We start from the raw sequence: 7480 nt of genomic DNA on the forward strand, positions 1-7480 counted from the left end.
GTTTGCTGCTTTGTTTTCATCGTCAGCTGTAATCAGCTGAGCCTTCAATTATATACTGGTTTTTAATTCCCAGTCAACCCGAAGGTTATTTGCTTTTCTCGCTTAGCTCGCTGATTCCGAAGAATTTTGCTTGCCTTGCTGTGATCAGCAGAGCCTCAAATTATATACCGGTTTTTGATCACCAGTCAAACTTTTTTGACTCTTTTTTCTGCCGCCTGATCGCTTGGCGATCAGCACTTTCGTTTTCAGCAGAGCCTTGAATTCTATACCGAATTTTGAGTCCCGGTCAACTTTTCAAGATCTTTTTTCTGTTGAACTTATCGCTTTCGCGATCGCTACAGATTCCGAAGAATTTGTTCGCTGTGTTCAGCAGAGCCATCGACTATAGCACGGTTGTTTTGGCGTTTTCGAATACTTCCGCAAAAACTTTTCAAATCACGCTTCGCTCAAGGACAGCGGCAGTGAGCGCAGGCGCTTTCCTGTCAATGAAAACAGCGCATTGGCCAATGCCGGCGCCAATGGTGGAACGCCCGGCTCACCAGCGCCGCTCGGCGCTCTTTCACTGGGGACAAGGTGAGTCTCCACGATGGGTGCCTGGGCCAGGTCCACCATGGCGTACTGGGGAAAGCTCTTCTGCCGGACCGCGCCTTCTTCTATATCTATCCGCCCATACAGCGCGGCGCTCAGGGCGAACACGACGGAACCCTCCATTTGCTGCGCCACGATACCGGGATGGATCACCGTGCCGCAATCCACCGCGCACACCACGCGGTGGACGCGCGGGGCGCCGTTAAGCAGGGACACCTCCACCACCTGCGCCACGATGGAACCAAAGGATTCGTGCAGGGCGAGGCCCCGCGCCCGGCCTGCGGGCAGCGCCGTGCCCCAGCCGGCTTTGGCGGCGGCCAGCTCCAGCACGGCCCGGTGCCGGGGCGCCTCCTCTAATAGAGTGAGCCTGAAGGCCAGCGGATCCTGCCCCGCGTCCAGGGCCAGCTCGTCGATAAAGCTTTCAGAGAAAAAAGCATTGTGCGAATGCCCCACGGAGCGCCAATAACCCACGGGCACCCCGGAGCGTGTCGCTACGTGCGACATTTTCTGGCTGGCAAAGCCGTAGGGCAGGTCAAACAAGCCCTCGGCAGCGCTTTTGTCGGGCGTCTCCGCCGGCGCGGCCAGCGCCGGCAGGTTGCGCTCCATCCATCTGGGGGTGATGGCATCTCCGGCCGAGCGAATGCGCAGGCTGGTGACTTTGCCGGCCGCATCCACCCCTGCCGTAAGCCTGGCCCGCTGCATGGGCCGGTAGAAGTCGTGCGTGGTGTCTTCCTCACGCGACCAGATCAGCTGCACCGGCCGCCCCCCGCACTCCAGGGCCACCCGCACTGCCTGCGCCACGCAATCCACTTCCAGCCTGCGGCCAAAGCCGCCGCCCAGCAGGGTCACGGTGATATGGACGTCTTCGGGCGCCACGCGCGCCACCCGGGCGGCAATGGCTGCGGCCATTTGCGGCACCTGCGTGGGCGCCCACAGCCAGACCTTGCCGTCCTTGACCTGCGCGGTGCAGTTCATGGGCTCCAGCGTGGCATGGGCCAGGTAGGGCGCGCTGTACAGCGCCTCGATTTTGCGGGTCGCAGCCACTTCGGCCTTCCCGGCGTCGCCCTTTTCATAAAAGACATGGCCTTCTTCCCGGTCCAGCGCGGCTTCCAGCGCCTTGCCGATCCGGCCGCTGTCCAGCCCGCCGGCCGGGCGCTGCTGCCAGTCCACCGGCACGGCCACGGCCGCCTGCTGCGCTTGCCACCAGGTTTTGCCGACCACGGCAAAACCGGCGGTGGAGCCCGCATACGCAGGCAGGCGCACAAGGCGCTCCACTCCGGGCGCGGCCAGCGCCACATCGGCACGGATGGCGCCTGCCGAACCGCCCAGCATGGGGCAAAGCCGTACCGCTGCGTACAGCATGCCCGGCAACCGCACGTCCAGGCCGAAGACGGCAGTGCCGTTAACCTTGGCGGGCAGGTCCGGGCGCGGGGCGCTGCGCCCTATCAGCTTCCAGTCCTTGCGGCTTTTGAGATTCACTTCGCCCGGCGGCGTGGCCGCGGCGAACTTCGCCAGCTCCCCATAGTGGGCCGAAGGGCCCGAGGGATGGGAAATCACCCCCTTGCTGATGCTGAGTTCGTCCACCGGCAGCTTCCAGTCCAGCGATGCCGCCCCCAGCAGCGAGGCACGGGCGGTGGCCGCAGCCGTGCGCAGCACCTCCCAGGCATCGGCCACGCTGGACGATGCGCCCGTGGCGTTGATGCCCAGTTCGCGGGCGAGCTTGCCCACCATCCATTCGCCAAGCCTGACCTTGGTGGGGCGCACCCGGGGCGCGCCTTCCGCCGCATAGTCGTCCACTTCCAGCGGATGAAAGGGCAGGCTGCCGACCAGCATGGCGATATTGCCGTAAATCGCGTCGGCGCCGGCCTGCTCCAGACTGACCCGCGCCAGCGGCACATCCAGTTCCTCGGCCACCAGCATGGCCAGCGCGGTGTGCACGCCCTGCCCCATTTCGCTGCGCGGCATGGCCAGCACCACGCCGCCGTCGGCCCGTATCTTGATCCAGCCGTTGAACACCACGCCAGTAAGGTCGGGCGCGGCGCCGGCCGGCCAGGGGTGTGCCGCGCTGCCCAGGCGGGAGCGCGCCGGCAGCATGCCCCAGCCGACCAGCAGCGCGCCCGCCGCGCCCGCCGCGCTGAACAGCCAGGTTCGCCGTTTCATGCCTTCGCTTTCCTCACGGCGCCGTCGGGCGCCATGCCAGCGGCCCGCTTGATGGCCACGCGGATGCGCTGGTAAGTGCCGCAGCGGCAGATATTGGTCATGGCCGCGTCGATGTCGGCGTCCGTCGGCCTGGGGGTTTTGTCGAGCAGGGCGGCGGCGGCCATCAACATGCCCGACTGGCAATAGCCGCATTGCGGCACCTGCTCGGCGATCCAGGCCAGCTGCAGGGCATGGGGTTTGTCCGGCGTTCCCAGCGCCTCAATGGTCTGGATGCGCTTGCCCTGCACGGCGGACACCGGCACCACGCAGGAACGCACCGCCTGGCCGTCGACCCGCACCGTGCAGGCCCCGCAGGCCGCCACGCCGCAGCCGAACTTGGTGCCGGTCATGTTCAGCACGTCGCGCAGCAGCCATAACAAAGGCATGCCGGCATCGGCGTCCGCCTGGACGAGCCGGCCATTGATTTGCAGTTCCACGAAGCCTCCCTCAGCGATGCGTCGCCGGAATGACGACTATATAGACGAGCTCCGGCAGGCGATAGGGCGACGCCACCACCGTCGTTGCAGGCTTGCCACGCGCCGTCCCGACACCTGCCGGATGGCCTTGCCGCGCCGGGGAAATGCCTGCGGTCACCGAGGCGGCGGATAATCTGCCCCCTTATGGCACTTATTACCTTACTGGACGCCCAACTCGCTTTTGGGCACGTCGCACTGCTGGACCACGCAGATTTTTCCCTCGAGAGCAACCAGCGCATAGGCCTGATCGGCCGCAACGGCACCGGCAAGTCCTCCCTGCTCAAAATCCTCGCCGGCCTTGAAAAACCCGATGACGGCACGCTGCAGCTGCAGCAAAACCTGCGCATCGCCTATGTGCCGCAGGAGCCCAGCCTGGATCCGCACGCCACCGTCTTCATCGCGGCCAGCGCCGGCTTGGCCCGCACCCGCCACGTGGTAGAGCAATACCTCGCGGCCGACGAAAACACCGACCTCGACGCCCTGCAGTCGGAAATCGAGGCGCTGGACGGCTGGACCTGGGAGCAGCGCGTCGAGGAAACCCTGCACCGCCTGCACCTGGACAAAGACGCCATCGTCGGCTCGCTTTCGGGCGGCACCAAAAAACGCGTGGCCCTGGCCCAGGCGCTGGTCGCCAAGCCCGACGTGCTGCTGCTCGACGAGCCGACCAACCACCTGGACCTGGACTCCATCGCCTGGCTGGAGGAATTACTGGTCAATTTCAACGGCAGCATCATCACCATCACCCATGACCGGGCCTTCCTGGACCAAGTCGCCACCGTCATCGTCGAACTGGACCGCGGCAAGCTGAACAGCTACCCCGGCAACTTCGCCCAGTACCTGGTGCAGAAAGAAGAACAGATGGCGCAGGAAGCCGTCATCAACGCCAAGGCCGACAAGCTGCTGGCGCAGGAAGAAATCTGGATACGCAAGGGCGTGGAAGCGCGCCGCACCCGCAGCGTGGCCCGCATAGGCCGCCTCGAAGCGTTGCGCGACAACCGCGCGGCGCGGCGCGATGCCGTCGGCCGCGTCAACCTCGACGTCTCCAGCGGCGAGAAAAGCGGCAAGATCGTCGCCGAACTCACCGACGTGAGCAAAAGCTTCGGCCACCCGGGCAGCGAAAAAATCATCGTCAACAAATTCACCGGCACCTTGCTCCGCGGCGACAAGGTCGGCCTGCTGGGCCCTAACGGCGCCGGCAAGACCACGCTGCTCAAGCTCATCCTGGGCGAGCTGCAGCCCGATGTGACGAATCCACCCGGCAAGATCCGCCAGGGCGCCAACCTGCAGGTGGCCTACTTCGACCAGATGCGCGACAGCCTGGACCTGGACGCCACACTCGAAGACTTCATCAGCCCCGGCAGCGAATGGGTAGAGATCAACGGCGCGAAAAAACACGTCAAGAGCTACCTGACCGACTTTTTGTTCTCGCCCGCGCGCGCCAACTCACCGGTGCGCACCCTCTCGGGCGGCGAGCGCAACCGGCTGCTGCTGGCGCGCCTCTTTGCGCGGCCGGCCAACGTGCTGGTGCTGGACGAGCCGACCAACGACCTGGACATCGACACGCTGGAGCTGCTGGAAGACCTGCTGCAGAACTACGAAGGCACGGTCTTCCTGGTCAGCCACGACAGGCGTTTCCTCGATAACGTGGTCACCAGCACCATCGCCTATGAAGGCACGCCCGAGAACCCCGGCTTCTGGCGCGAATACGAAGGCGGCGTGACCGACTGGATCACCCAGTCCAAACGCGCAGCCCAGATCACCGGCAGCGCCAAGCCCGCGGCCTCCGTGCCCAAACCATCCGGCAAGTCCGGCGGCGAGCCCAAAAAGGACGCCGGCACGGGCGAGGCCGCCGCGAAAAAGAAGCTCAGCTACAAGGAGCAGCGCGAACTCGACGGCCTGCCGGCGCTGATCCAGCAATTGGAGTCGCAGCAAAAGGCGATAGAGCAGGAGCTGTACGACGGCACGCTTTACACCACCAATGCCAAGCGGGCGGCCGAGCTTAATGCGCGCAACAGCAAGATAGAGGAAGAGCTGATGGCCGCGCTGCAGCGCTGGGAAACCCTCTCCTCCTGATTCAGGGCCGGACTGGATCCGCAGGCACCGGCCGCGCTGTCGAGCCGGGCGCCTACAGAAAGAGTGGGCGGAAACGCCGATTTCACAGGGCGTGAATACACCTGCTTACGCTACAGTGACCAGCATCATGCTGACACCTGTTGCCGCCGGCCGCACGCCCTCTTACTCCCCGGTTTTTCGTTCAGCCGGGAGCTCGCGCTGGCTGCTCCTGCTGTTCCTGAGCCTGTGGATCACCGGATGCGCCTCACTGCCCAGCGAAGTTGAGCGGCCCGTGTCCACCGCCCTGGCCAACCCCTCGGAAACCCGGCTGGGCGCGCTGGTGGCCGCCCGCGCCGCCAAAGCCGGCACCCGCAACGATTCCGGTTTCGCGCTGGTGGGCGATGCCGAACTGGCATTCACCAGCCGCATGACCCTGATCAAGGCCGCGCAGAAAACGCTGGATATCCAGTACTACGCGATCTTTGCCGACGACACCACCGAACGCATGTTTGAGGCCCTGCGCGAAGCAGCCGGCCGCGGCGTGCGCATCCGCATCCTGCTCGACGACTTCAACACCTCCGGCAAGAACGCCCAGGTGCTCAAGCTCGCCTTCGAGAAAAATTTCGAGCTGCGGCTGTTCAACCCCCTGCCCGGCGGCCGGGGCTCCATGGTCATGCGCATCCTGAGCAACCTCAAGGATGCCGCGCGCCTGCAACGGCGCATGCACAACAAGATTTTTGTCGCCGACAACGCCGTCGCCATCACCGGCGGCCGCAACCTGGGCGAAACCTATTTCGGCCAGAGCAAGGGGACCAATTTTGTGGACATCGACGTGATCGCGGCAGGCCGCATCACGCGCGACCTGTCCGCGAGTTTTGACCAGTACTGGAACAATCCGCTGGCCTATCCGGTGCAGTCGCTGATGACCGCCGCGGAGATAGAGGCCCTGAAACGGCCACCGCCCGGCGCACAGCCCGCCAACCTCAACCGGGAAGATCCCGCGGCGCTGGCGACCGCCACGCAGGCCGCCATCGCCGAATCGAATGCTTCCGCGGCTTCCGTCGCCGCGGCCGCCGCCTTGCCCGACTCGACCGACCTTCGCCTGCTGACCTGGACCTGGGCGCCGTCCATCCTGCTGGTCGACAAAGCGTCCAAGATCGCCGCCGACGCCGACACGACCGGCGAATCCCAGGACACCACCGTGGACGGGCTGCTGCAGCTGATGTCGCAGGCCAAAAGCAATCTGCTCATCGTCTCGCCCTACTTCGTTCCCGGCGAACGCATGATGAAACAGTTCGCCGACCTGCGCCAGCGCGGCGTGCGTGTGCGCGTGCTCACCAACTCGCTGGCCTCCAACGACGCGCCCGCCGCGCACGTCGGTTATGCGCGCTACCGCAAGGCGCTGCTGGACCTGGGTATAGAGCTGTATGAAATGCGCGCCGAACAGGAAGGCTCTTTCTCAAGCTTCGGCTCCTCGGCCCTGGGCGGCGGCTCCACGGGCGGCTCCACCAGCGGCTCCCGCGCCAGCCTGCATTCCAAGGTGGTGGTGATGGACGACCGGCTGCTGGTGGTCGGCTCCATGAACCTGGACCTGCGTTCCCAGCTGCAGAACAGCGAAGTCGCCATCGTCATCCGCAACCGCGCCATCTCGGCCGAAGCCACGCGCCTGATCGAGCCGACCCTGTCCACGGGAGCCTACCGCGTGGAACTGGATGAAGGCCAGATGGTCTGGCGCGCGCCACAGGGCTCGCAGCTCAAGGATTCCAGGGTTGAGCCTGATGCGAGTTGGGGCTTGAAGTTGATGTTGAAGGTGATTGGGCCGTTTGCGCCGGATGAGATGCTTTAGATCGATTTCTCTCTAGGCTCTGCTTGTTCTCGATGCTGAGGTTGTGCTGAATTCTGCTGGCCGGGGTTGCCGGCAGCAACTCACTTTCTTTTGCTTCGCCAAAAGAAAGTAAGCAAAGAAAAGGCGACCCGCAGTCTGGGTCCCTACGCTTCGCTTCGGGCAACCTGCGGTGCTCGACTACGGCGGGGTCTCGCGCAAACTCGCTTCGCTCAGACAAGCGCGATCCCTGATCCGCCTACGTCTGCGCTCCTCGGCCCAGCCAGGACGGGGCAATCGGGATCGGTGACAAAACACAATGAACAAACCATGACAAACTATG

General features: G+C 64.6%; 4 protein-coding genes. 2 read left to right on the plus strand and 2 right to left on the minus strand.

All coding sequences use genetic code 11. From position 1 onward, the window contains the following. Window positions 1-435: 435 nt before the first annotated feature. Both AC1D0O_RS13300 and AC1D0O_RS13305 read right to left on the minus strand, forming a co-directional pair. Window positions 436-2748 carry a xanthine dehydrogenase family protein molybdopterin-binding subunit gene (locus AC1D0O_RS13300; RefSeq protein ID WP_477653981.1) on the minus strand — a complete coding sequence of 771 codons (2313 nt, stop codon included), beginning with the start codon at window positions 2746-2748 and terminating at the stop codon, window positions 436-438. After that, the gene (locus tag AC1D0O_RS13305) at window positions 2745-3224 is read right to left on the minus strand and encodes a (2Fe-2S)-binding protein (protein WP_477653982.1); all 480 of its coding nucleotides are present in this window, start codon (window positions 3222-3224) and stop codon (window positions 2745-2747) included. Before AC1D0O_RS13305 ends, AC1D0O_RS13300 begins: the two co-directional genes overlap by 4 nt. 183 nt (window positions 3225-3407) lie before the next feature. On the opposite strand from AC1D0O_RS13305, the gene AC1D0O_RS13310 reads away from it, so the two are divergent. Continuing rightward, on the plus strand, window positions 3408-5336 hold the full coding sequence (locus AC1D0O_RS13310; RefSeq protein WP_477653983.1) for an ATP-binding cassette domain-containing protein: 1929 nt from the start codon (window positions 3408-3410) through the stop codon (window positions 5334-5336). Between the two features lie 127 nt (window positions 5337-5463). Continuing rightward, on the plus strand, window positions 5464-7161 hold the full coding sequence (locus tag AC1D0O_RS13315; protein ID WP_477653984.1) for a phospholipase D-like domain-containing protein: 1698 nt from the start codon (window positions 5464-5466) through the stop codon (window positions 7159-7161). The last annotated feature ends 319 nt before the right edge of the window (window positions 7162-7480 follow it).

The organism is Polaromonas sp. P1_F2 (assembly GCF_056405735.1).